Origin of the sequence: Chryseobacterium sp. MHB01 (assembly GCF_034651565.1) — a bacterium.
Taxonomy (GTDB): domain Bacteria; phylum Bacteroidota; class Bacteroidia; order Flavobacteriales; family Weeksellaceae; genus Chryseobacterium; species Chryseobacterium nepalense.
The window spans coordinates 558,851-583,367 of the sequence record NZ_JAYEDA010000001.1 but is presented as its reverse complement, the minus strand read 5'-3'; the positions used below and the strand labels follow the sequence as shown (position 1 = coordinate 583,367).

Annotated in this window: 22 protein-coding genes; 9 read left to right on the top strand and 13 right to left on the bottom strand. The window is 38.2% G+C overall.

Annotated features, from left to right (window positions below; all coding sequences use genetic code 11):
- Position 1 precedes the first annotated feature (1 nt).
- On the top strand, positions 2 to 385 hold the full coding sequence (locus U9K52_RS02745) for a YdcF family protein (protein ID WP_248392180.1): 384 nt from the start codon (positions 2 to 4) through the stop codon (positions 383 to 385).
- Between the two features lie 34 nt (positions 386 to 419).
- Here the strand turns inward: U9K52_RS02745 and U9K52_RS02740 are convergent, their stop codons facing one another.
- Positions 420 to 1,013 carry a hypothetical protein gene (locus U9K52_RS02740; RefSeq protein WP_322925169.1) on the bottom strand — a complete coding sequence of 198 codons (594 nt, stop codon included), beginning with the start codon at positions 1,011 to 1,013 and terminating at the stop codon, positions 420 to 422.
- Positions 1,014 to 1,027: 14 nt separating this feature from the next.
- Positions 1,028 to 1,531 (bottom strand): RNA polymerase sigma factor, encoded by a 504-nt coding sequence (locus tag U9K52_RS02735; RefSeq protein WP_263603667.1) that lies wholly within the window; start codon positions 1,529 to 1,531, stop codon positions 1,028 to 1,030.
- Between the two features lie 274 nt (positions 1,532 to 1,805).
- Here U9K52_RS02735 and U9K52_RS02730 point away from each other — a divergent pair, with 274 nt between their 5' ends.
- A complete protein-coding gene (locus U9K52_RS02730; protein ID WP_263603668.1) occupies positions 1,806 to 2,636 on the top strand; it encodes an alpha/beta fold hydrolase in 831 nt (276 codons plus the stop codon).
- A gap of 402 nt (positions 2,637 to 3,038) precedes the next feature.
- Here U9K52_RS02730 and U9K52_RS02725 read toward each other — a convergent pair whose 3' ends face one another.
- The 3 genes from U9K52_RS02725 to U9K52_RS02715 all read right to left on the bottom strand — a co-directional run bounded on the left by U9K52_RS02725 (position 3,039) and on the right by U9K52_RS02715 (position 6,361).
- A complete protein-coding gene (locus U9K52_RS02725) occupies positions 3,039 to 4,667 on the bottom strand; it encodes an NADP-dependent glyceraldehyde-3-phosphate dehydrogenase (RefSeq protein WP_322925165.1) in 1,629 nt (542 codons plus the stop codon).
- Positions 4,668 to 4,935: 268 nt separating this feature from the next.
- Complete coding sequence (locus U9K52_RS02720) at positions 4,936 to 5,529, bottom strand: TonB-dependent receptor (RefSeq protein ID WP_322925163.1); 594 nt, start codon at positions 5,527 to 5,529, stop codon at positions 4,936 to 4,938.
- Between the two features lie 121 nt (positions 5,530 to 5,650).
- Positions 5,651 to 6,361, bottom strand: coding sequence for a DUF6261 family protein (locus tag U9K52_RS02715; RefSeq protein WP_322925161.1), 711 nt, complete (start codon positions 6,359 to 6,361; stop codon positions 5,651 to 5,653).
- Positions 6,362 to 6,425: 64 nt separating this feature from the next.
- On the opposite strand from U9K52_RS02715, the gene U9K52_RS02710 reads away from it, so the two are divergent.
- The 5 genes from U9K52_RS02710 to U9K52_RS02690 all read left to right on the top strand — a co-directional run bounded on the left by U9K52_RS02710 (position 6,426) and on the right by U9K52_RS02690 (position 10,037).
- Positions 6,426 to 6,626, top strand: a complete 201-nt coding sequence (locus U9K52_RS02710; RefSeq protein ID WP_322925159.1) for a hypothetical protein — start codon at positions 6,426 to 6,428, stop codon at positions 6,624 to 6,626.
- Positions 6,627 to 6,764: 138 nt separating this feature from the next.
- On the top strand, positions 6,765 to 8,123 hold the full coding sequence (locus U9K52_RS02705) for a DUF4041 domain-containing protein (RefSeq protein WP_322925158.1): 1,359 nt from the start codon (positions 6,765 to 6,767) through the stop codon (positions 8,121 to 8,123).
- A 28-nt stretch (positions 8,124 to 8,151) separates the two neighbouring features.
- A complete protein-coding gene (locus U9K52_RS02700; protein WP_322925156.1) occupies positions 8,152 to 8,700 on the top strand; it encodes a hypothetical protein in 549 nt (182 codons plus the stop codon).
- A gap of 59 nt (positions 8,701 to 8,759) precedes the next feature.
- On the top strand, positions 8,760 to 9,152 hold the full coding sequence (locus tag U9K52_RS02695; RefSeq protein WP_322925154.1) for a surface-adhesin E family protein: 393 nt from the start codon (positions 8,760 to 8,762) through the stop codon (positions 9,150 to 9,152).
- Between the two features lie 102 nt (positions 9,153 to 9,254).
- Positions 9,255 to 10,037 (top strand): hypothetical protein, encoded by a 783-nt coding sequence (locus tag U9K52_RS02690; RefSeq protein WP_322925152.1) that lies wholly within the window; start codon positions 9,255 to 9,257, stop codon positions 10,035 to 10,037.
- A 228-nt stretch (positions 10,038 to 10,265) separates the two neighbouring features.
- Here U9K52_RS02690 and U9K52_RS02685 read toward each other — a convergent pair whose 3' ends face one another.
- Positions 10,266 to 10,721: a hypothetical protein gene (locus U9K52_RS02685; protein WP_322925150.1), complete on the bottom strand. Its 456-nt coding sequence runs from the start codon at positions 10,719 to 10,721 to the stop codon at positions 10,266 to 10,268.
- A 561-nt stretch (positions 10,722 to 11,282) separates the two neighbouring features.
- On the opposite strand from U9K52_RS02685, the gene U9K52_RS02680 reads away from it, so the two are divergent.
- Positions 11,283 to 11,918 carry a hypothetical protein gene (locus tag U9K52_RS02680; RefSeq protein WP_322925148.1) on the top strand — a complete coding sequence of 212 codons (636 nt, stop codon included), beginning with the start codon at positions 11,283 to 11,285 and terminating at the stop codon, positions 11,916 to 11,918.
- 419 nt (positions 11,919 to 12,337) lie between these two features.
- Here U9K52_RS02680 and U9K52_RS02675 read toward each other — a convergent pair whose 3' ends face one another.
- The 5 genes from U9K52_RS02675 to U9K52_RS02655 form a co-directional block, all read right to left on the bottom strand.
- Positions 12,338 to 14,323: a urocanate hydratase gene (locus tag U9K52_RS02675; protein WP_322925146.1), complete on the bottom strand. Its 1,986-nt coding sequence runs from the start codon at positions 14,321 to 14,323 to the stop codon at positions 12,338 to 12,340.
- A 429-nt stretch (positions 14,324 to 14,752) separates the two neighbouring features.
- Positions 14,753 to 18,952 carry a T9SS type B sorting domain-containing protein gene (locus U9K52_RS02670; protein ID WP_322925145.1) on the bottom strand — a complete coding sequence of 1,400 codons (4,200 nt, stop codon included), beginning with the start codon at positions 18,950 to 18,952 and terminating at the stop codon, positions 14,753 to 14,755.
- Between the two features lie 197 nt (positions 18,953 to 19,149).
- A complete protein-coding gene (locus U9K52_RS02665; protein ID WP_263603681.1) occupies positions 19,150 to 19,440 on the bottom strand; it encodes a hypothetical protein in 291 nt (96 codons plus the stop codon).
- A 128-nt stretch (positions 19,441 to 19,568) separates the two neighbouring features.
- The gene (locus U9K52_RS02660; protein ID WP_322925142.1) at positions 19,569 to 20,639 is read right to left on the bottom strand and encodes a D-glycerate dehydrogenase; all 1,071 of its coding nucleotides are present in this window, start codon (positions 20,637 to 20,639) and stop codon (positions 19,569 to 19,571) included.
- A 30-nt stretch (positions 20,640 to 20,669) separates the two neighbouring features.
- A complete protein-coding gene (locus tag U9K52_RS02655; RefSeq protein WP_248392144.1) occupies positions 20,670 to 21,323 on the bottom strand; it encodes a protein-L-isoaspartate(D-aspartate) O-methyltransferase in 654 nt (217 codons plus the stop codon).
- 131 nt (positions 21,324 to 21,454) lie between these two features.
- On the opposite strand from U9K52_RS02655, the gene U9K52_RS02650 reads away from it, so the two are divergent.
- On the top strand, positions 21,455 to 22,417 hold the full coding sequence (locus U9K52_RS02650; protein ID WP_322925139.1) for a Gfo/Idh/MocA family oxidoreductase: 963 nt from the start codon (positions 21,455 to 21,457) through the stop codon (positions 22,415 to 22,417).
- Between the two features lie 58 nt (positions 22,418 to 22,475).
- Here the strand turns inward: U9K52_RS02650 and U9K52_RS02645 are convergent, their stop codons facing one another.
- Positions 22,476 to 23,471, bottom strand: a complete 996-nt coding sequence (locus U9K52_RS02645) for an alpha/beta hydrolase (RefSeq protein ID WP_322925137.1) — start codon at positions 23,469 to 23,471, stop codon at positions 22,476 to 22,478.
- Between the two features lie 72 nt (positions 23,472 to 23,543).
- Entirely contained in the window at positions 23,544 to 24,515 is a 972-nt protein-coding gene (locus U9K52_RS02640; protein ID WP_322925135.1) for a DMT family transporter, read from the bottom strand.
- Positions 24,516 to 24,517 lie beyond the last annotated feature (2 nt).

Genomic DNA, 24,517 nt, shown 5'->3' with positions numbered 1-24,517 from the left:
AATGCGACTGAGAACCGGAGTGCAATTATTTAAAGCAGGACGTGTAAAACAAATTCTGGTAAGTGGCGGACTGGGAAAAGAAGGCTTTTATGAAGGAGATAAAATGAAAGAGTTTCTGAAAACCCATGATGTTCCCGATTCCGTAATTATCGTCGATAATCTCGGAAATAATACCAGAGCCAGTGTGGATAATACTTTAACCCTAACAAAGCGGATGTCTTTCGATAGCCTTATTGTTGTTTCCCAGTACTTTCATGTTTCCAGAACGAAAAAACTGTTCAGGGATCGGGGCTTTAAAAATGTAAGCAGTGCAAGTCCGGATTATTTCGAATGGCGGGATATATATGCCATAATAAGAGAATTTCCGGCTTATTATACACAATAAAAGGTTTCGGCGGGCTTTCAGCCCGCCGAAACTGCTAGGTAAGCTCGTTGACAAGAGATTCAATCTGCCGGATGTGTTTCCCGTATAGTCGGCTAAACCACCATTTACCGATAAAAAACAGCAAAGGCATCACGATAAGAATACTGCCGATAAGAATGCCGGCGATTTTCAGATGGGAAAGGGGCACCGGCCTTGGAATAAACTCAAGGACAATAATAATTTCGCACACTAAAAACGGGACAAAACAAAGATAGAAAGAAAGATAATACTGCTTATTGAGATCAAACTGGTGAAGCAGGTCTTTCAGGCTGTCGTAGGTCTTCATCATCGGGCTGCTCATATTGTTATACAGTTTAAAAAACTGACTGAAAAAAAAGAAAGTCACGAAAACCATCGAAGCAATAAGAATGGTAATATAAAATTTAAACTTAAAAGGGCCGGAAGATAAAGCGATCACAGTGAACGCAAAAATAAAAATCCCTATCGTAGACCAGAATTCCATGCGCATATTGCTTCGGATTTTTTCAAGAGGAAGATTAATTTTATTCTTCTGCTCCATGCTGATTCCCGGTATTCCGTCAAAAGAATCGTCCTGATTCCATGTATTTTTTAATTCATCTATATTCATGACATTTGATTTTACTATTGTGATTTATTAGAGTTTAAAATATCTTTAAGTTTGTTTTTAGCACGGTTCATCTTTACCCGCACATTTCCTTCAGAGATTCCCATCTGTTCGGCAATTTCTTTTCCGGAAAAATCTTCGAGATAATAGAAAATAAAGGCTTTGTCGATAGAATTCAACTGATTGATGGCTTTGTACATATCACTCAGCTTTTCTTCTTTTTCATTATTAAATTCTTCATGTGCAATTTTATATTCGGTGTAAGATCCGCCGCTGATAAAACTTCTTTTTTTCTCATTCTTAAGAAAAATAATGGCGGTATTAAGAGCGATACGATACAGCCAGGTAGAAAATTCACTCTGTCCTCTAAAATTAGGATATGCCTTCCAGACTTGATAGGTAATTTCCTGAAAAAGATCGTCCCGGTCGTCCTTATCGTCCATGTACATTTTAGAAATCTTGAAAATGATTCCTTTATGTTTTTCAATTTTATCTAAAAAATCCTGTTCTGTTGAGGCCATAATTTCTTACTCTCTGTGAGGTTAGTTATCCCCCTTAAAAAATGTTACAATAAATACTATTTTTTTTAATAATTCCGGATAAAAAATGACTAACCTGAGCTTAACTAATTTATACAAATGATGCAAAAATTTAAAATTATTATTTTAAAAAAAGAATTTTTCACAACTAAATAGATCATTTCTGTCCAATTAATAAAAAACTGACAATAAAAGTTATTATTTGATTTTTATGGCTTAATATTTGTGATTCCTGAGTACACCAAAAAATATAAATATGCCTTTTATTACAAAACAGGACGATCAAAACGTCCAGCTTTATTATGAAGATTTAGGATCGGGACAGCCTATTATTTTGATTCACGGATGGCCGCTGAGCGGAAAATCATGGGAAATGCAGATTCCTGTTCTTCTCAATCTAGGATACCGCGTTATTTCTTATGATAGAAAAGGTTTTGGGAAATCATCCCCAAGCCTTGATGGCTATGATTACGACGGATTGGCAAAAGATCTTCATGAAATTATCACACAGCTCGAACTTAAAAATGTGATCCTTTTCGGATTCTCAATGGGTGGCGGCGAAGTAGTGCGTTACCTTACGAATTACGGAACCGAAAACATCGATAAAGTAGCATTAATTTCATCCATCATCCCGCTGGTAAAAAAGAAAGATGATAATCCGGATGGTGTGCCGCAGGAAAAGCTGGATGAGATTATGAATGCTTTAAAAACAGATCGCATTACGTTCCTGGAATCATTCCACAAAGATTTTTACAATGTCGGACTGCTTTCAAAAACAGTCAGCCAAAAACAGCTAGACTATGATTGGGCCATTGCTTCATTCGCCAATCCTATCGCGACGATCAAATGTGCAGAAAGTTGGGCCAATACGGATTTCCGTCCCGAATTGAAAAACGTAACGGTAAAAACACTCATCGTACATGGAGATTCAGACAATATCGTTCCTATTGACACTGCAGGAAAACAGGCTGCTCAGGGAATTATCAACAACGATTTCATGATCATAGAAGGAGCGCCGCATGGTCTTAATGTAACCCACGCGGAAGAACTGAACGGTATTATCAGCAGATTCCTTACGTCACAATAACAATTCTCTTCAATACATGTTTTGATTTCATTTAATCAAAATTCGCAGCACCTTTGGTGCTGCGAATTTATTTTATATTATAAACTACATAATTTTTCAGCAATTCCCCTCCTTTGGAGGGTTGGCGGAAATTCAAAGAATTTACGACGGGGTGATTTAAAACGCTCTTCACAATTATTCACCATATCATTAAAACAAGCATTCATTGCTTCAACAAATCCCTCCTTGTGTCATCCGGTAAGAATTTAAACCAATTAATAAAATGCACAATAAATCAGTGTTGAGATGCTTTGACTCCGTCGAACCTAAAGGTTTCAGCATGACAAGCTTAATGAATAGAAAAGATTCTTCACGCCGCTCCACTCTGTTCAGAATGACAACAGCCCATCCTTTATTTACAATCTAAAAAATATAATCCGTACTCAGGAAATTAGAATCATGATCCCGTACAATTGTATTCAGAAGGTTTTTATTAGATTCCGTTACTTTCGCGGCCACCAAAGAGCGGATTGAGAATGAACGCAATGCATCAAAAACCGAAAGCGTACCTTCAGCACTGTCTTTTCTTCCCGTGAAAGGAAAAACATCCGGACCACGCTGTGCCTGACAATTGATATTCACCCGGCTTACGAGATTAACAAACGGATCAATCAGTTTCGATACTTCCATCGGGTCTTCACTGAAAATGCTTACCTGCATCCCGTGATCCGCATTCACCTGGTAATCGATCGGTTCATCAATGCTCTCAAAAGGAACGACCGGAATTACCGGACCAAACTGTTCTTCATGATACAGCTTCATATCGCTGTTAACAGGATAAACAACGGCCGGAAAAAAGAAAGATTCTTCACCGAAACCACCGTTTTCATTGAGAACTTTTGCTCCTTTCGACTTTGCATCTTCAATACATTCTTTCAGATAAGGTGGTTTATTCACTTCAGGGAGCGGTGTTATTTTAACATCTTTTTCCCACGGCAGCCCCGGTTTCATGGCAGCAACAGCAGCCGTAAGCTTTTGGGTAAATTCTTCAGCAACATCTTTCTGTACAAAGATCAGCTTAAGAGCCGTACAACGCTGACCGTTAAAAGATAACGACCCCAGGATACATTCGCTTACCGCAACATCCAGATTTGCATTTTTAGTAACAATGGCAGCATTTTTCGCATCCAGGCTCAAAATAGCACGTAAACGATTAACCTTCGGATGAAGCTTTTTCAGACCATTGGCCACTTTACTGGAACCGATAAAAGCCAGTACATTTACCTTTCCGCTTTCCATGATCGGGGTGATGATCTCAGCGCCTTTTCCGTAAAGCGTATTTACCGTTCCTTTAGGAAATGCTTCCTTAAATGCTTTTAACAGCGGATAATGTGCCAGAACACCATGTTTGGGAAGTTTAAACAAAATCGTATTTCCCATAATCAGTGCAGGAATAAGTGTGGTAAATATTTCATTTAAAGGATAATTGAACGGTCCCATGCTTAATACTACGCCAAGAGGAGCTCTTCTGATCTGTGCAATTGTACCTTCTTCCTGCTGGAAACGGGACGACTCGCGGTCAAGATCTTTCAGCGCATCAATAGTCTGGTTGATATAATCTACCGTTCTGTCAAATTCTTTTGTAGAATCGGCCAATGTCTTTCCGATTTCCCACATCAGCAGCCTTATGATCACGTCGCGCTCCCTGATCATAAGGTATACAAACTTTTGCATACATTTAATTCTCCCTTCCACAGACATCGTTGGCCACTCTCCCAGCCCGTTATCGTAGGCTTTTACGCAGGCATCCAGCACTTCCATTGCTTCTTTCGGTCCGATATTGGGAACGCTTCCCAACAGCTTTCGCTGCAGTCCGTTTTCCGTAGGAATGCAGACCGGCGAATAGATTTCCTGTACATCTCCGCTCCACACCACCAGTTCTCCATTCAGGAGATATTCGCGCTGATGGATTTCGGGAACTTTATATTCTTCCGGAATTTCGTTGTAGGATTTGAATATTTCGTGAAATGAAGGAGTGCTTGATGATTCCATAGATCTTTTTTATTGTATTATTATTTAGTGATATTATTTGAATAGAATAAAGGTAGACCTAAAAATTGATTTTAAAAAGAGCGAATTAATAGATTTGCTCTATTTGAAATAAATGTCATTCTGACGAAGGAAGAATCTCACCACAGCGATAAACACTCAATCATCCGTGCAAATCCGAGAAATCTGCGGTTAAAAAGATTCTTCACGCCGCTCCGCTCTGTTCAGAATGACAACAACCAACAAAAACAATTATTTTATTGTTTTAAAATCATTGTTTTACCTTCGTGGTCACAACAATAGCTCCGTTCTTCGCTTTCCTGCCATAAGCCGCAATTGCTTCTTCTCCTCTCACGACCCGGATGTTCTCAATCATCTTCGGATCAATATTTCTGAATTTCTTTTCGTTCATTCTTTTCCCGTCAACCACATACAGCGGAAGATTAGTTCTGATGCTTTCGGAATGAATTCCTCCGACAACAATACTTCTGGATTCAAAAGAATCCTCCTCTACAGGAGCTACAACTTTCCCATTTATGCTGCCCTCGTTCAGGCTGTCGCGTTTAGGCTCGCATTGCTGGGCTTTAACAGCCGTAAATCCTCCTGCAGTCAGGATAAAGCCTACCGCAAATTTTGCAAAAAGGGTATTGACTAGCGAAAACTGCAGGTCGCGGTTGAGCTGTGACGTTGTAAAACGGCCGCAGGTATCTTCAGAATTTTGCGAAAAGGCATCAACCATTTCTTCATCCGGAACGGCGGTAAAATCTTTTACGGTTTTTACACAAACAGAGCAGAATCTTCCCTGTTCAGCGGGAGCCATCTGATCCCAGTTTTCATGACATGGTGTCGGTATCGTTAATTTCATAGCAGATCTTTTTTTATAAAGATGCAGTATCCATTAAAAAGGTTGGAAATGGTAACATTTATTCCCATAATTCTTCCGTACAAATCATAAAAAAACTCAGCGGGGTGCTGAGTTAATTCCATTATTCGTTTTTAGGCTGATCGTTTTCTTTGTCTTTTCCGGATGAAGAATTTTTGGCCGCTTTTACCAGTTCATTCACATCGCTGTAGAAAAGCTCCCATCCCGACACTTCCTTCATGCCCGTGAGCAAATTGAAATACGATTTGAGGTTTTTCTCAAGATCCTTCCGGATGGCCGATGCGCTGGACATCTGCCGGAGATCTGCATTCGCTTCCGCCTGATCGGCAAAGATCAGTTCAAAAGCGTCATGCTTGGTTTTCATCTCGTTTAATGCTGCATCCAGGGAAAGTGCGGTGACTTTCTGTTTGTTTTCAGGACGTTCCAGTTCCTCAATCAGCTTTTTCATCTGGGCAGTCTGGGATGAATAACTCAGCCGGTCAAGATCCAGTCCGAACTGCTTGAATACCTGGTACAGATCTTCGGCCAGCTGATAATTAACCGCCGTGGAAAGCTTACGGTAACCGTTCAGAAACGCTTTGAGGTTTTTGTAAGCAACGTCGCGTTCATAATCGGCGGTAGCAACATCTGTTCCTTTTCCGCTGTAGATCTGCTTGGTATACACCTCATCGTACGCTGCATACGAAGTCTGTATCGCTGATACAAGAGGATGGTTGGAAATAACAGGGTATTTTTCCGATTGGGCATTCGAAATAATTCGTTGGGCAAGAGTAGCCAGATCTTTGGTACTCAATTTAGTAAGAGCAATTTTCATTTGTGTAAATTTTTAGATCACTGTTCCAAATATATAAAAAAGTTGTTAGGTTACAAACAACTTGTTGGAAACCTCCGGAGCTCTCCGGAAGTTCCCCGCACTTTGCGCAAGACCAAAGAAGTCCTCCGAAGGTTTCCCGCAACTTGCAGGAGACCTCCGGAGATGTGCGGAAGAGTCCCGCAGACTGTTGGAGACTTCCGGAGGTGTACGGAGATTTGTTTCAGGGTTGTTTCTAAATTACGTAGAAATACGGAATGGAATGTGATAGTGGTTTTTTATTTTTAACGGCTATTTGTTTGATAAATAAACAAGAAATTATGCTGCTACGGGAAACCGTAACGGGATATTATCTGTTCTTATTACATTTGAACATGATATTTAAAGAAATTAAAAAAACTAAACTATGGGATTTTTTGACTTTTTAAAAAACAAAGAATTAAATGAAATACAAGAATTAAAATCTGATTTGGATGCTTGTAATCAATCTAGAACTCAAAAAGAAAAAGATCTGGAAAAGTATTCTCCAATAATAGATCTGGAAAAAGAAAAAAAATCCATCATATCAGAAATCGCACAGGAACAGACTAAACTTATAAAATTAAATCAACAATATATAGATGCAATTACGGTCTACAAAAAACTGAAAAATGATATTTCAATATTTGAAAATAATTTAGAACTATCTGAATTCGGTGTTTATGAGCCTATATATGATTTTGAAAAATCAGATGATTACAGGATCGAACAGAATAAAATTATTGAGCTCCAAAAAGCAATGATCAAAGACGGAACAGCCGCAATATGTAGAACAAACTGGACAGTTGACGGAAGTCTTTCAAAAGGAAAAGCATCAACAAATAGATTCATAAAGCTGATCTTACGAGCTTTTAACGGTGAAGCGGATTCTCTTATTGCTAAAGTAAAATGGAATAATGTAAATCAGATCAAAGAGAGGTTGAATAAATCTTTTGAAACTTTAAATAAACTTGGTGAAAGCCAGACAGTAGAAATTACTCAAAAGTATTTTAAACTCAAAATGCAAGAGCTTATTCTTGAATATGAGTACAGAGCAAAAAAGCAGCAGGAAAAAGAAGAACTCAGAGCTTTGCAAGAAGAATTGCGAGAGGAAGAAAAAGCCAAAAAAGAATTTGAAAAAGCTCAAAGAGAAGCTGAGAAAGAAGAGGCCTATTATCTGAAAGTCCTTGAAAAGGTGAAGAAAGATTTTGCTGACAAAAACGGTAATCCGGAAGAATTACAAAATAAAATATCGGAATTAGAAAAAGAATTGGAGGAAGCTCAACTCAAGAAAGAAAGAGCTTTATCAATGGCTCAACAAACGAAAAGAGGTCACGTTTATGTCATTTCAAATATTGGTTCGTTCGGAGAAAATGTGTTTAAAATTGGAATGACCCGAAGGTTAGAGCCTATGGATAGAATTAAGGAATTAGGAGATGCCTCAGTTCCATTCAGGTTTGATGTCCATGCATTAATTTATAGTGATGAAGCAAGAACTTTAGAATATGAGTTGCATAAAGCATTTTCAGAAAAAGCCTTAAACTTGTTTAATTTCAGAAAAGAATTTTTCAATGTAACTCTTGAAGAAATTGAGAGGAAAATAAAAGAGCTTGGTTTCTCTGCCGAGTTTACTTCCGAGCCTGAGGCAATGGAATATAAAGAAACGTTAGCCATAAAGAATAAGGAAAATATTGAAGTTGTTGAAAGAGAAACACTGGAATCCGAATTTCCTCAATCCCTCATATAAGCAAACAATACATTATTAATAAAAAAAATTGAAAAAGCTTTATCTTATCTTGTTCCTTTTTCTATTTGAAATTTCATTTGGACAAAATGTTGATGAAATTTTAAATAAGCGAATTGCAAAAGCCGATTCTTTAACAATAGAATTGGAAAAGTACAATATTCACGACAATAAAATTATATACTTACAGAAAGCCAGAAAGGTTTTAAAATCAACGATAGAAAGCGTTTTACAATTAGAAAATTTCAATAATAAAACAATGCAGAGAATTCTTATGAAACCTCTTACAGAATATTACGATGCATTTAATGTCGAAAGCAATAAAAAGATCACCAACACTCTTAGTTACGGTTTTGAAAAAAAGGAAAATTTTATAAGTCATTATAAGATTGCTGAAGCTCTCTTGTTAAGTAAATTGATTGATCTTCAATATCAGGTACTGATTAATGATGCTCAAAGATTGATTAATGAAACTAATGCTTATATTAATCGAAATCTGAAAAGATTAGGGATTACTGTTGAAGAATATGAAAAACTAAGTGAGAACGATAAAAAATTGTTGGAGAAAAGCTTTAAGTAAAGAATCACCCGATCTCGCGGATTTGTAATCCGTGAGCATACAAAACCAAATATTATACTATGAAAAAACTAATATCAATTTTTCTTTTTCTTCCTGTATTTTCATTTGCTCAGACGGAATGGGAATACGTTGGAACAGATAATACAAAGAGTGAATATTATGTGAAAGATTATTATAAAAAAGATTATTCTGAATATATTTCTACTTGGTTGAAAATTGTACATGTCGATAAATTTGTAAAAACAAAAAAAGGCACAGTTAAAAAAAATGGAACTATTTCCATGCAAAAATGGAAATTCAACTGTTCCGAAAAAACTATGGCTTTAGTAACCTATGCTGAATACTTAGATGGAAATTTGATAAAATCAGGCGAAGGACTTGAAAACAATACAGATGTTGTTCCCGAATCCATTGGAGAAAGTCTATTAAACTATTTATGTTCAAAATTTTGATATAATCCACACTAATAAGAAAAACCTGCTTTTGGCAGGTTTTTCCATTAATAACACTCTGAAATTTTTATATTTGAACAATAATCTTGAAGGATAAGCAACATGGCTAACAGAATACAAAAAATTGAAAATAATGTTCAGGACATCCATTCTGTCGCCTGGGAAAAACTTTGCGAATATGTTGATAAAGTTGCCCAAGAAGAAAGAGAAGAGTTTTCGCCATTAGAGGAACTTGGACAGGAATTGTTCTCTCAAATTTTTACCCTTCCTGAAACTATTTCAAAACTGAAAAAAGTAAAAAAGGTCTGGCTGTATGGAAGTAATTTAAAACGTATTCCGCCGGAAATCGGGCAAATGGAATCTCTGGAATATTTCGACCCTTATACCTCGTACCACTTACATTGGTTTCCTTATGAAATCACCCGCTGCAAAAACCTAAAAGACAGCAGAGTCAGTACAAGAGCCTTGTACGGCAATTACAAAAACAGAATGGATTTTCCGGATCTCAGTAATAATCCTATACGTTATTTGGGTGATACCGTACAATGCAGCATTTGTAGCAAAGCGATGAGCTATGAAGAAACCAATCAGGTATGGATTTCACTAACAGTAGGAACCGATGTATTGCCGTTATTAGCAAATGTATGTTCAACCCAATGCTGGGAAAGATTGCCCCAACCGCCGGAGGGTTATATTCAATTTCCACACAAAGGAGGTTCAGCAGTAAAGCAGCTGCCAGATGAAGATGAAATGTTTGAATTGGAAATGATACAACAGGACAGAGAAAGTAACATCCCAACAGAATCCATTACAGAAGATGATAAAGCCTCCGGAAACGAAGTACCGGTACTGCTAAAGCTGATTAGGAAATTGTGGGAGAAATAAAACAAAAACCTGCCAACAGCAGATTTTCTTATTTTTAAACTTTGTCAAAGATCGGAACTTTGACAAAGCGGGGTCACTATACGGAAGTCGCTCCGTCAGTTCGAGTGTTTTTCGAAGCGTAGCGGAGAAAAACGTATCGAGAACCAGTGATTGAAAAGACTTTTAGCAGTAGCTTCTCGATATGATTTCTTCAAAATCTACTCGAAGTGACGGAACGCTTATTTAACATTAATTTTCTATAATTTCTATATTGTAATATAAAAAGGCGAGCATCACTAATACATGCCTGAAGTCAGGGTCTGCAATCTCCATGTGATATTTCCGGGTAAAAAACAGATTTTTGTATTTCACAGACATCAGCAGCCTGTCATCCCGATGATTTAGCAAATGGGTAGAAGTATGCCACCACCCTTCTGTTTTAAAGTCATAAATTTCAGTATGTGAATCACCGTAATAGAACATCCTGTTTTTTGAATGATCGATCATTACCTTCCCGCTATCATCAAGGAATTTCACCCGATTTCCAAACAAACCGGAGTACTTCATTTGATAAAGCTGGTGGTTTATTTTTACCCGTATATTCTTTCTTATCAGGTAATCGAAAAGAACTTCACCAACAAGAACTTGATGGTCATCAAACAGCTGATACGAAGTTTTTGTTCTGTTAATTGTATATATTTTCATGTAATAAATACCGCTGCTTCAATTTACGTTTCCGTCAGTTTGGGTTTATGATGTAATTCTATGTATTGAGAACTTCACCAACCTCTCGATACGCTTTTGCAAAGCTACTCGAAGTGACGACTTTCCCTGCAAAGAAATAACGGCTTCCGTCAGTTCGAGTGTTTTCGCAGCGCAGCGCAGAAAATGTATCGACAACGTATCACCGACTTCCCGATACGCTTTTGCAAAGCTACTCGAAGTGACGACTTTCCCTGCAAAGAAATAACGGCTTCCGTCAGTTCGAGTGTTTTTCGAAGCGTAGCGGAGAAAATGTATCGAGAACGTATCACCGACTTCTCGATATGCTTTTGCAAAGCTACTCGAAGTGACGGGATTTTTACCATCTAAAAAGATTTTTATCCTAAAACCCTATATTACCTAAATCTGATTTTTAAGAATCGTTTGTGATCAGGCAACCATTCAATCCTTTTTTCGTCTTGTATATAGAACGTACCATTTTTAAAGATGTGCAACCTTTAATAATATTACGGTCTAGCCTATGTAACAGTAAATTATATGCGTATGAAAAAAGTGATTTATATTTTGGGATTTCTATCAACCTGTAATCTGTTCTTTGCGCAAAAAGATCATATTGCCTTTTTTGCAGGATTAGAATTACAACCTGCCTTCAAAAAATACCTGCCAGCTTTTCAAATGAATGGAAGAATATATGTGAATGACCGTATTTCGCTGGGTGGCGAACTGGCGTATACCCAACAGAATCATTCGGAAGATTTTGGATATCAGGCGAACAGAACCAGATCTTATCATACTACCTTCAACGTCCTTGCCCAAAATGATCTGATCAAAAAAGAAAATTTCTCTTTAAGCGTTTATATTTCTACGGGGATCTATTTTCTAAGCCTGGTAAATCCTGATGAAACATATACGGAAATGTCTTACAATCAAATCAAGGGAGTATGGTTTGTGAATGAATATGAAGTACCACGAAGATTAAGCCGGGATTTGTTTTATAATATACAGCCGGGACTGGATCTTTCTTACAAACTGGGAAATATCACCAAAGAAAAGGTCGGGATCTATGTTACGTCTAGGATCGGTTATCAGTTTGTAATGGGAAACGGGAGTTTTATCAACGGAACGCAACTGACCAAGCCTGTTTTTTCTTTGGGAATAACGTTTAACGGACCCAAATAGAACGATAGATTAAAAACGAAAAACCTGCTTTTGAGCAGGTTTTTTTTATATTCCAGTATCAATTATCCTGTTGCAGTCGGATGTATCAAGAGCCTGTTACCCAACTTCTCGATACGCTTTTTCCAAAAGCTACTCGAAGTGACGACTGTCTCTGCAAAGAAGTAACGGCTTCCGGCAGTTCGAGTGTTTTTCGCAGCGCAGAAAAATGTATCGAGAACCACTGATTGAAGACTTTTAGCTTTAACTTCTCGATACGCTTTTGCAAAGCTACTTGATGGGACGACTTTCTTATTATAGATAAAAACCTGCCTTACAGCAGGTTTTATTATTGTCCGTGATTGCGAGCAAAGCAAAGCAATCCGTTCAAATAATTTTCAACCATTCAACAGATTGCTTCGTTATTCCTCCTCGCAATGACGTTAGAATAAACTTTCATCCACAAAATTAGGAAGCGTTATTTTGAGTTTCGGTTCTGCTTCCATCGCTCTTTTGATCGCGAAAACGGCCCCTTCATTTCGGGCCCAGCTTCTGCGGGAAATTCCGTTATTAACATCCCAGAACAACATGGATTTTAATCTTCGGTCGGCATCATCGCTTCCGTCCAACAGCATGCCGAAACCTCCGTTGATCACTTCGCCCCATCCTACTCCGCCTCCATTGTGAATAGAAACCCAGGTTGCCCCGCGGAAACTGTCGCCGATCACATTGTGAATCGCCATATCTGCGGTAAATCTTGATCCGTCATAAATATTGGAAGTCTCCCGATACGGTGAATCCGTTCCCGAAACATCATGGTGATCTCTTCCCAACACTACCGGTCCGATCTCCCCATTGCGAATAGCTTTGTTGAATGCTTCCGCAATCTTCATTCTTCCTTCCGCATCGGCATACAGAATCCTTGCCTGTGATCCCACGACCAGTTTGTTTTCCTGTGCCCCTTTGATCCACTGGATATTATCTTTCATCTGCTGCTGGATTTCCTCCGGAGAATTCTGCTGGATTTCCTCTAAAACGGCGCAGGCAATATCATCCGTTTTCTGAAGATCTTCCGGTTTTCCGCTGGTACAAACCCAACGGAACGGCCCGAAACCGTAATCGAAACACATCGGTCCCATAATATCCTGAACATAAGAAGGGAATTTAAATTCTCTTCCGAGTGTAGGATTTTCTGCCATTACATCGGCTCCTGCTCTGGAAGCTTCCAGTAAGAAAGCATTTCCATAGTCGAAGAAATAGGTTCCTTTGGCGGTATGTTTGTTGATCGCTTCTGCGTGTCGTCTTAACGTTTCCTGTACTTTTTCTTTGAATAATTCGGGATTTTCAGCCATCATTTTATTGGATTCTTCAAAGCTCTGCCCCGCAGGGTAATAGCCTCCCGCCCATGGATTGTGAAGCGATGTCTGGTCTGAACCGATATCAATTCTTATATTTTCCTGATCAAATTTTTCCCAAACCTCAACAATATTTCCCAGGTAAGCCAGGGAAACGGTTTCTTTGTTTTCCTGCGCTTTTCTTACTCTGAAAACGAGTTCATCCAGGTTTTCATGAATTTCGTTTACCCATTTCTGATCGTGGCGGATTTTGGTGATCTTCGGATTTACTTCCGCACACACTGTAACACAGCCTGCGATATTTCCTGCTTTCGGCTGTGCACCGCTCATTCCGCCCAATCCTGAGGTTACGAACAGTCCGCCTTTTGGTTGTTTATTAATTTTTCTGAATGCATTCAGTACCGTGATCGTTGTTCCGTGAACAATTCCCTGCGGCCCGATGTACATATAACTTCCCGCTGTCATCTGTCCGTACTGCGTAACGCCTAATGCATTAAACTTTTCCCAATCGTCCGGTTTGGAATAATTCGGGATCATCATTCCGTTGGTTACGACCACTCTCGGTGCATCTTTATGCGAAGGAAACAATCCCATCGGATGCCCGGAATACATGACCAGAGTCTGCTCATCCGTCATTTCGGACAGGTATTTCATCGTTAAAAGATACTGCGCCCAGTTTGAGAAAACCGCTCCGTTTCCACCATAGGTAATCAGCTCGTGCGGATGCTGCGCCACTGCATAATCCAGGTTGTTCTGAATCATCAGCATGATTGCTTTTGCCTGTTCCGATTTACCGGGATATTCTGAAATTGGCCTTGCCTTCATCTCATAATCCGGACGGAACCTATACATATAGATTCTTCCGTATTTTTCGAGCTCTTCCCTGAATTCAGGCAATAATTCTGCATGAAACTGAGGCTCGAAGTATCGCAAAGCATTCTTCAGGGCAAGCTTTTTTTCTTCTTCCCCTAAAATTTCTTTCCGTTTCGGAGCATGGTTGATATTGGTTTCGTAAGGTTTCGGCTGTGGCAGTTGGCTTGGGATGCCTTGCTGTATGTGTTCCTGGAAAGTCATATTACAGTTTAAAGTTCTATGTTTAACGTTTACAATTGGTTGAAAATTCAAAGTTTTAAAGATATTCAAATTCAAAAATTCCTGCAACTAATGTTTGAAATTTGGCACTCCTGAAATTCCCTTCTTGTGGAGGGTAGCGAAAATTCAAAGAATTTTTGACAGGGTGGTTTTATGCTGTGCTATTTATTATTTGTTGTTGTTCTTTTAACCACCCCGTCTTCTCCCGTTGGTCGAATCTACCAATGCCTCTTTCATTTTTATTTATAAATCGGAATCGGCGAATCTCGTTCCTCGATTTCCAAGGGAGGGGAATTTTGTTCGTTAAAATAATTCCACATAGGGAAATTTTTTGAGGGCATGAGGAGGGTTTTTCAAAAATAAAAAAACCTCACTGAGTATTCAATGAGGTTTCAATTATTTAATTAAGGTTTAATTATTATTCTTTACAAGGATCCAACCGGTGAAGGTTCTGCCGTCCGGAAGGGTAATGACGTACCAATAACTGGAAGTAGGGATTGCACGTCCCTTAATGGTTCCGTCCCAGAAAAACTGCGTGTTTGAACTCTGTTCGAAAACCTGATACTGGTACCGGTCGTAAATTTTAACCGTTGACATCCTGTTTCCGAATACCTGAAGGTCTTTAACAATCCACTGATCATTGATACCGTCTCCGTTCGGGGTAATGGCATTTTTAATATCCAGAACAACGCCCTGCTGTTTTACAATACAATCACTGTTTACGTATTTTACATAGAAAGTAGTAATTCCCGTCGGTAAATTATAAAACGTATTTCCGGCCTGCCATGTTACTCCGTCGATAGAATAAAGGATTGTCTGCAGACCTGTGGCATAAACAACTGCCGTATTTCCGTTGAACTCCAGTTTTTCTATTACGGGAACATCAAAATGCTTGACTTCAAATGTATCGGTGAAAGTACATCCATTTTGGGCTGTAACAGTAAGCGTATAGTTTCCTAATACAGTAATCCCGGTTATCGTATCTGTTGTAGAGATAATCTGTCCTGCCGGATTGGTCCACACATAGCTGGTGATGGTATATCCTTCAATATGTACTGTATAATCCAAAGAACCTTCCGGACAGAAATAAAGAGTAGGAATATCGAACACCGGAGTCGGCTTCAATGAAAGATTGATCTGTACAACATTCGGACAAGAGCCTGGAACACTTACTTTTACATATATGATGTTGGAACCTGCACTCTGAATGTAATTAAAGGCTGAAGGTGATGTAATCGCATTCGTCCCATTATTAAGATCAGCCAGAGAAGGATAATACGTGAAAGTAACATTCGCTCCTGTATAGATCTGGTTCTGGAATTGGGTGAGATCAATGCTTTCCGTTCCGTTATTTCCTATGTCGCAGACCGCAATCTGGAAAGGTCCGGGATTCTGTAAAACAAGTTTGTTTCCAAAATTGAAATTAACAGATGCAATATCGTCACAGCCAGGAATATTCTGAACTTTTACCCACAGCTGAGCAGGAAAAGGATTCGCTGTAAAATTTCCGGGATTGGCAATCGCATTCGTTCCGTTCTCCGCATCCTGCTGGGTAAGATAAAAAGAGAATGAATTGGCAGGATTTGGAATATCAACCATGAGATTCGTAAAATTCAGCAGATTTACTTCATAGTTTCCATCCAAATTTTCATCACAGACTGTTATCGTTGAATTAATGGCTTTAGGCGGAAAATAGGTTTTAAGCTGAATAGGAGCTACTGAATAACATCCGGTAGTCTGCGACTGAAATCTTGCCCACACCTGAACGGAAGAAACAGTTGTTATAACCGCCGGCCCGATCTGATTGGCTGAATTTCCTGCATTAGCCTGAGCTGCTGTATTGTAATAAGTAATTGTTATTGATGATAACGGATAGGTATTCTGTGATGCGATAAATAACTGAGGAACCGCATCACTGAGCTGGAAGGTTTCATTCAGATTAAATTCTTCGTCACATTTTTCCAGAATGGCAGGATTCAAAACAACCGGCGGTAAAAAAGTGATCTGAATATTGAGTTTTGATACAGAAAAACATTCACTGTTATTGAATTTTACTTTTACATACACTGTTGCATTTCCTGCAGAAACAGGAAACTGCGCAGGATTTGCAATCTGATTGGAGAATACATTGGTAGCAGGGTTATAATTCAGGTAATACGTAAAACTTACATTTGACCCTGAATAAATCTGGGCCTGGGCCTGGGTAAGATTGTAGTTTTCGCTGCCGTCATTGTTATTATCGCAAATCGTATTAAGTGTTAAAGTAACTTCAGGGTTTACCGTAGGTGTTGAAGTCAGACTTAGATTTACCGGATAAATCTGTTCACAATTATAGGATGTTATTTTTACAAAAATCTGCTGGGTTCCGCTCAGGGTAATATTTGTAATCGGATTTGTTCCTGCTATGGCATTTGCAGAAGTCTGATAAAAAATAGTTGTTGCATTCTGATTTCCTATAATTGCCGGAGAAAACTGGGAAAGCTGTACATTTTCCGAATTATCATTATTGAAATCACACACCGTAAATGCAGACTGTACAATTACCGGATGTACAAGATTTACCACCAACGGCCGCACCGTATAACAATCATCAGAATTTTCGAAACGAACAAAATAAGTCTGTGTTACGAGGTTTCCGTCTGTCGTAATCGTCTGGTTGGGACTGATAGGACTAATTCCGGCATTGGCATTTGCTGCTGTGGTATAAAATTCCGTCACGGGAACCGAAGTTGGAGAGACCAGCATTCCAGCAGAAAGTGTATTGAGATCTACTGCAATATCATCCGTACCGTTAAAACAAATGTAGATTTTCTTTTCATTAGCAACAATTTTAGTAAAAGTTACATTCATATTTACGGTGGCCACTGCAAAACATCCGTTTGGAATTTCCACCCTTATGAAAATAGTATAAATCCCGCTTTTAATAGTATTTAAAACCGTTCCGGTTCCGGTAAATGCTTCATTATAGGTATTATATGCTTCAAATACAACGCCGGTTTGGGTGGTAATAAGCGGACCAATAACCGTTGAATAATTGAATGGTTCCTGATTATCTGCATTGATATCACAGACTGTATAGGTAAAATTTACAGGGTTATTTAAGTTTACTCCCGGGCTGAGCTGAAAATTTACAGGTCCTAAAATATACGTGCAATTACCCTCCTGCAGCCTTATCCAGAGATTTGTAGCAGCTGTAATATTTACTGCAACAAGGGCATTGGTATTATTCTGGGCATCTGATTGTGACAAATAGTAAGAAATTCCGGTGGTTCCGGGAGGAAAAAGTTCTGTATTAAATGAGGCAACATCATAGTTGGACTCTATTCCATCATTATTGGTATCACAGATTTCAATCGTATTTTTAAGTAAACTTTTAGAAATAAGATTTAAAGTAAGTACCGCGATCCTGAAACAGGAAGGCGCAGCCGGATTCTGAATTCTGACATATAAAACGGTATTGGCTGTAAGCGTATAATTATTTGGCAGGGGATTCACGTTGTTTTGCGCATCCTGCTGGCTGGTATGAAAGCTAAACTGAAAACCTGCAGGATTCTGCGTTGTAAGATTCCCCTGAAAACTGCTTAACGTAAGATTTACAGAAGTATTTCCACAAAAATTCTGAGTATAGTTTTTTGCAATAGGATAAGTAGGATCAAACGTTACCGGAAAATCATCCGTTAATATAAGATCACTGTTTCCGCAGATATTAAATTTTACGTTGGCTGTAAAGGTATCATTTTGAGTAGGACAAACAGTTGTCTGAACTCCTGTACCGACACTCTGTCCTGCAGAATTTGTCCATGTAACCTCAGGTTCTATGACATTTCCCAGCGGACTGAATTTCCATCCTTCCTGGAGAGCCTGCCATACGCCGGTATTCCGGTTTGCAGGAGATGCGCCTTGTGTTCCGTCGCTGTTGAGAACGCCGATCAAAGCGTTTTCGAATTTTCTTGTAGGACAAGGAGTAGGCTTTTTTTCAACAAAAACTTCGATGATATTGGTTGTTTCGTGCAAAACAATTTGTGAGGAAGATCTGTCGGTACATCCGGACACGCGGCCCTCAAAAAAATTAATGACAAATTTTCTGTAAGGTGCGGTACCGATCGTAGAATAATAAATTTCCGATGCATCTCCTGCAGAAAATACCATATCGTGATACACCCCGAAAATAGAATTTTTAGGAAGATTTGGGCTTGGGTTTGCCCACTGTACATTTGGATAATTGATATTTCCAAGCTGAGCGAGGTCAAATGTCACCATTCCGTTGGATCCTACTACCAGCGATTGAAAATATTGATTGTAGAAGCAAAATTTAAAAGGCAGATCCAGTTTTACTGCAAAAAGGTCATCATAGTTTGCATTAAGTGATGTTCCCTGATTCATCGGAATCGCAGGACTGTATGGCTCCTGGCTGACCTGATAACTTGCTGTCTGCCTGAGTACGGGATATTCAACACTTAAGGCAATACATCCGTTTGGGTCCAGATTATTATTACAGGTAACATTAAAACTTTCATTTCCGGCGTTATCTTTTACCTTCACATTCACGGGAACCTGTGAAAATGTAAATACGCTTATAGAAACGAACAAAATTTGTAAATATTTCAGCATAATTTAATTATAATTAATCACTGTTTAATGATAAATTTAATAATTAAAACTGTTACATTTTCTTTAGTTATAAATATTTATACTAAATTAATATGTATAACATTTATATAATTTTCTTTCAGCATTAGTTTTGAATTAAAAAATTTAATTATTTCTTACATTCAGGAAATAAAAAAACCTTACCGGTTAAGGCAAGGTTAACGTATCAAGTCGTCGTTTTGTTCTTCGTGATCATCTTCATTATCACTATATCCCCAGTAGCTGTTTTCTTCATCCTCCCCGATATCATCGGTTCCGGCCTGATCATCAGCTCCGGGAATGTCAAGTCCTTTGTCTAATTTATCATCGTCGGAACTTTCATTAAACACTGGTTTTCCATCACCATCTAAGGGGATATGTTCTTCCTGATTAAATATATCTTCATTAGGTTGGTAATCTCTCTGTTCCAATCTTCTTTCCTGTTCCTGTTCGCTGTTTTCGGGTATCATAATATTATATATTTAGTGTTATTACAACATAAACAAAAATAATTCCAAGTCTAAAAACAGGTGGTTTGATTTAGCAATTAAATATTAATATTTGCATATTAAATTTACTAATAATTTAATTAGCTTTTCTATCTTTCTGAATAAATTTCAGGATTGGCCGCAGCAGGCATTTTTTCACCTTTTGAAACGGCAATGAGATTTTCTGCCGCTATTTTTGCCATTCCGTTTCTTGCTTCAACTGTTGCCGAACCGATATGCGGGAGAACACAAACATTTGAAAGTTCCAAAATCGGATCATCTTTGTATATAGGCTCCGGATTGGTTACATCAAGTCCGGCTCCCCAAATTTTATGTTCTGTAAGCGCTGCATAGAGGTCTTTTTGATTGTGAAATCCTCCTCTTGCGGTATTGATAAAAATGGCATTCTCTTTCATTTTCTCAAAAACCGATGCATTGAAAAGTTCCGTCTGTTCGGGTTTAAAATTCGCATGAATACTCAGTACATCCGACTGTGAGATGAGTTCTTCGAAGGAAACATATTTTGCATCCAGTTCAATTTCAGCTTCTTCATTTCTGTGACGATTGTGATATATAATGCCCATATCAAAAGCCGCCTTTGATTTTTTAGCCATTTCATAACCGATTCTTCCCAATCCGAAAATTCCCAGTGTCTTTCCGTAGAGCTCCTGACCAAGTGCATGAAGCGGATCAAAATCTCCCCAGTTTCCTGATTTTACCTTTTCATAATTGTAACTTGCCCTTCTTGCCACCGATTGCATGAGAAGAAATGCAATATCCGAAGTCGCTTTACTTAAGACATCAGGTGTATTTCCTACCGGAATTTTTCTGCGGTCTGCTTCCTGAATATCAACATGATCGAAACCTACTGAATATAAAGCAATTGCTTTTAAATCCGGACATTCATTGAAAAAGTCTTTGTCAAATTTGAATTCAGTTCCAACACTTAAAATCATATCGTGACTCTGGCAATACCCTATCCATTCTTCTCTTGATAGATTATCGTGGTCAGGAATAAAAATTTCAAAACCCGCATCCTTTAACATATGAATCCCTATTTCCGGAATTTGTTTATTGATAAATACCTTCATTGTAATGTATTGATTTTTTTTAGATGCTGATATTTCATCAAAAAACAAACCACCAAAGAAAAGTCCCATTAAAATTGATAAATGAGACACACTATTTTAACGCCAAATTTTATTGCAAAACTATAAATTCGTATTGCCGAGCATCGGAACAAATTTGTAAGCCCCGAATTCTTCTTTTTCAAATTCGGTTGGTGAAATTTTAGTAAACCTGTATAAAACCTGTTCATCTGTGGGACCTAAAGGAATCACCATTTTACCGCCGACTTTAAGCTGCTTCAGCAATTCCGTAGGTAAAACGGAAGCCCCACAGGTCACAATAATTTTGTCAAAAGGTGCAAAAGTAGGAAGCCCTGCAAAACCGTCACCAAAACTCTGAAATTTCGGATAAAGACCCATTTCTCGGAATTTCTTTTTGGAAAAATCAAAAAGATCTTTTTGCCTTTCAACGGTGAACACCAAGGCTTTCATGGCCAGTAAAACTGCCGTCTGATAACCACAACCCGTGCCGATTTCCAGTACTTTCTCACCTTCTTTTACCTGTAAAAGTTCGGACTGTTCCGCCACAGTAGAAGGATGAGAAATCGTCTGATGGGCAAGAATAGGGAAAGCTCTGTCTTCATAGGCAAAATCTTCAAAAATACTTTCTATAAAGAGGTGCCTTGGAACCTCATTCATTGCTGAAAGTACCTTTTCATCCGATATTCCGATCCTGTTCCTGAGATAATCCACCAAAATCTTTCTTTTACCTTTGTGTACAAACGAGTCTTGCGCCATTTAATTTAGTTTATATTTCAGGGATAATTTTTTTACAAAAGTAAAAAAACATTCAGTATTTATCAACCTAAAAATGATCATCCGCCTACCGTTCTTTAAAATTCTTATATTTACAAAAATTTAATAAACATATGTTAAAAGCAGGTTTGGTAGGTGCCGGACATTTAGGAAAGATTCATTTAAAGCTTCTGAATCAATCGGATAAATATGAATTTGTAGGTTTTCATGATAAAGATGTTGAAAATGGAAAAAAACTGGAAGCGGAATTCGGATATCCTTATTTTGAAAATTTTGCTGAATTGCTGGATAAAATCGATATGCTGGATATTGTGACACCAACCATTTATCATTATGATTATGCTTTACAGGCAATTGAAAAAGGCCTTCATTTTTTTATAGAAAAACCCGTTACCCAAACCCTTGAGCAGGCAGAAGAGCTTTTAAAACAATGCCGGGAAAAAGGAATCAAAGCGCAGGTGGGCCACGTTGAGAGATATAATCCTGCTTTCATTGCAACAAAAGAGTATATTAGAAACCCGATGTTCATTGAAATCCACAGACTTGCGGAATTTAATCCGCGCGGAACGGATGTTTCGGTAGTTCTGGATTTAATGATACACGATCTTGATATCCTGCTAAGCATCGTAAAATCTAAGGTAAAAAACATCCACGCAAGCGGTGTTTGTGTCGTGAGTAAAACTCCGGATATTGCCAATGCCAGAATTGAATTTGAAAATGGCTGCGTCGCTAACCTTACTACTTCCAGGATTTCCATGAAGGCCATGAGAAAGAGCCGCTTTTTCCAGAAAGATGCTTATATTTCCGTAGATTTTCTTGAGAAAAAAGCTGAAGTTATCCGAATGAAAGATGCACCGGAACATCCGACACCTTTTGATATGATTATTGAAAATGCAGAGGGTGAAAAAAATCAGATTTTATTTGAATATCCGGATATTCAGCCGAATAACGCAATTCTTGATGAACTGAATTCTTTTGCGGATTCCATTATTGAAAATAAAAATGTTGAAGTTCCTATTGAAGACGGAACAGAAGCTCTGAAAGTAGCTTTACGGATTATGGAACTCATTTCCTGATTTAAATGAATTTAAATAAAAATCGGCTGTCAATAATTTGCAGCCGAATTTTTTTGAGTTATCTGATAAAACCATAAAGCGCATTCCAGAACTTATCATACACTTCGATATGTGGTAAATGGCCTACATTTTCAAGTTCCACCAATTTTGAACCCCTGATTTCCTGCTGTGTTTTTTTTCCCAACAACTGATATTGCCCCATTTTAGGCTGCAGTTCCTTTGGCGTCCTGTCTTTTCCTATAGCGGTACGATCTCTTGTTCCGATAATCAAAAGTGTTGGAACTTTAATATTCTTAAATTCGTAGCAAACAGGCTGATTGTAAATCATATCCGAGGTTAAAGCAGCATCCCACGCTACTTTCGGATAATCAGGATGGAGAGTCCAGCCTGCAATTAAGTCCAGCCAGGGCTGATATTCAGGTTTCCATTTATTATCGTAATAAAATGTGAGCTGGTAATTTTTATAAGATTCAGCTGTGTTCTTCAGCTCTGACTGATATGCCTGATCGATGGTCTGATATGCTGCGAATGTTTTATAATCTTCCAGCCCAATCGGATTTTCAAGAATCAATTTTTCCACTCTTTCAGGATAAAGAAGAGTAAATCTTGTGGCTACCATTCCGCCCATGGAATGTCCTAAAACGATAGCCTTATCTATATTAAGATGGTCTAAAACTGCTTTTGTATTTTCGGCAAGCTGCGAAAAAGAGAATTGATAATTTTGTGGTTTAGATGATTTTCCGAATCCGATCTGATCCGGAATAACTACTCTGAAACCTTTATCAGAAAGGTCTTTTGCTGTCTTTCCCCAATAGGCTCCATTAAAGTTTTTGCCATGGAGAAGCATAATAGTCTTTCCATTCGACTCTTTAGGCTGTACATCCATATATGCCATTTTCAGATCGTTATTCTGGGATTTAACATCCAGAAAATACACTTTAAATGGGTACTGATAGTTGGTGAGTTCGGCATCAAGTGGTTTTATCTGTGAAAAAAGAAATTCAGGAACAAGAATCAGTACTACAATAGTTAGAATATTTTTAAGATATTTCATAGTGGTTTATTTACAATTACTTTTAAAACTGCTGAGAGAACAGTTTATTTTGATTCATGAATTGTTCAAACACTATACCACAGCAGATTCTTTTTTAGACGGGAGATTCATCAGAACAATCGCGAAAAGAATCAATGCAATTCCCAGCCACTGGACAGCCGCCACTTTTTCGCCCAACAATACGAAAGCCATTGTTACTGAAACCGGCAGCTCCAGAGATGAAACAATACTTCCTAAACCCAACCCTGCATTAGGAAAACCTATATTAAATAAAATCGGTGGAATAATCGTACCGAATAATGCCAGAATAAACCCGTATTTCCATAAAATTGAATACCTGAAAGCGTGAATATGGTCTGTATTTTCTGTAAAATTGAGATAGAAAGTCTTTAAACTGTCAATATGCAACGGACCAACTTGAGCAAATATCAAAAACAAAAAGATCACCAAAGAACCTCCCGCAAGCATAATGATGCTTTTCCTGAAAACCGGAAGGTGTGTTGCCAGTTTGTTTGAAGTAAACATGGTAAGAGTGTATGAGGCTGCTGCCATTAATCCCCAAAAAACACCTTTGAAATCAATTTCAATTTGTGTGTTGACCAGATCTGTAGCCAACACTGTTCCTGCCAGAACGATAAGTACCGATATAATTTTCCGCATCTGTGGCAGTTTTTTGGTTGTGAAACTTTCAACAATAACACTGAACCACACCGACTGCATCAGCAAAACAATCGCAACTGAAACATTAATATACTGAACGGCAATATAATAAAACAGACTTGTACAACCTAAAGATGTACCCGCCAACAGTAAGTTTCGTACTTCTCCGGAACTGGGTGACGAAAGTACTTTTTTTGAAGTAATGGTCTGGATAAAATTCAATATCAAAAGCCCGATTAAACCTAATACAAACTGCGATGTCGTAACTTCTGAAGTTGTATAACCATCCTGATAAGCAAGTTTTACAAAGGTTGCGAGCATTCCGTAAATGCTTGCTCCGATTCCTACAAACAAAACTCCTTTCAATACATTTTTCTTCTGCATGA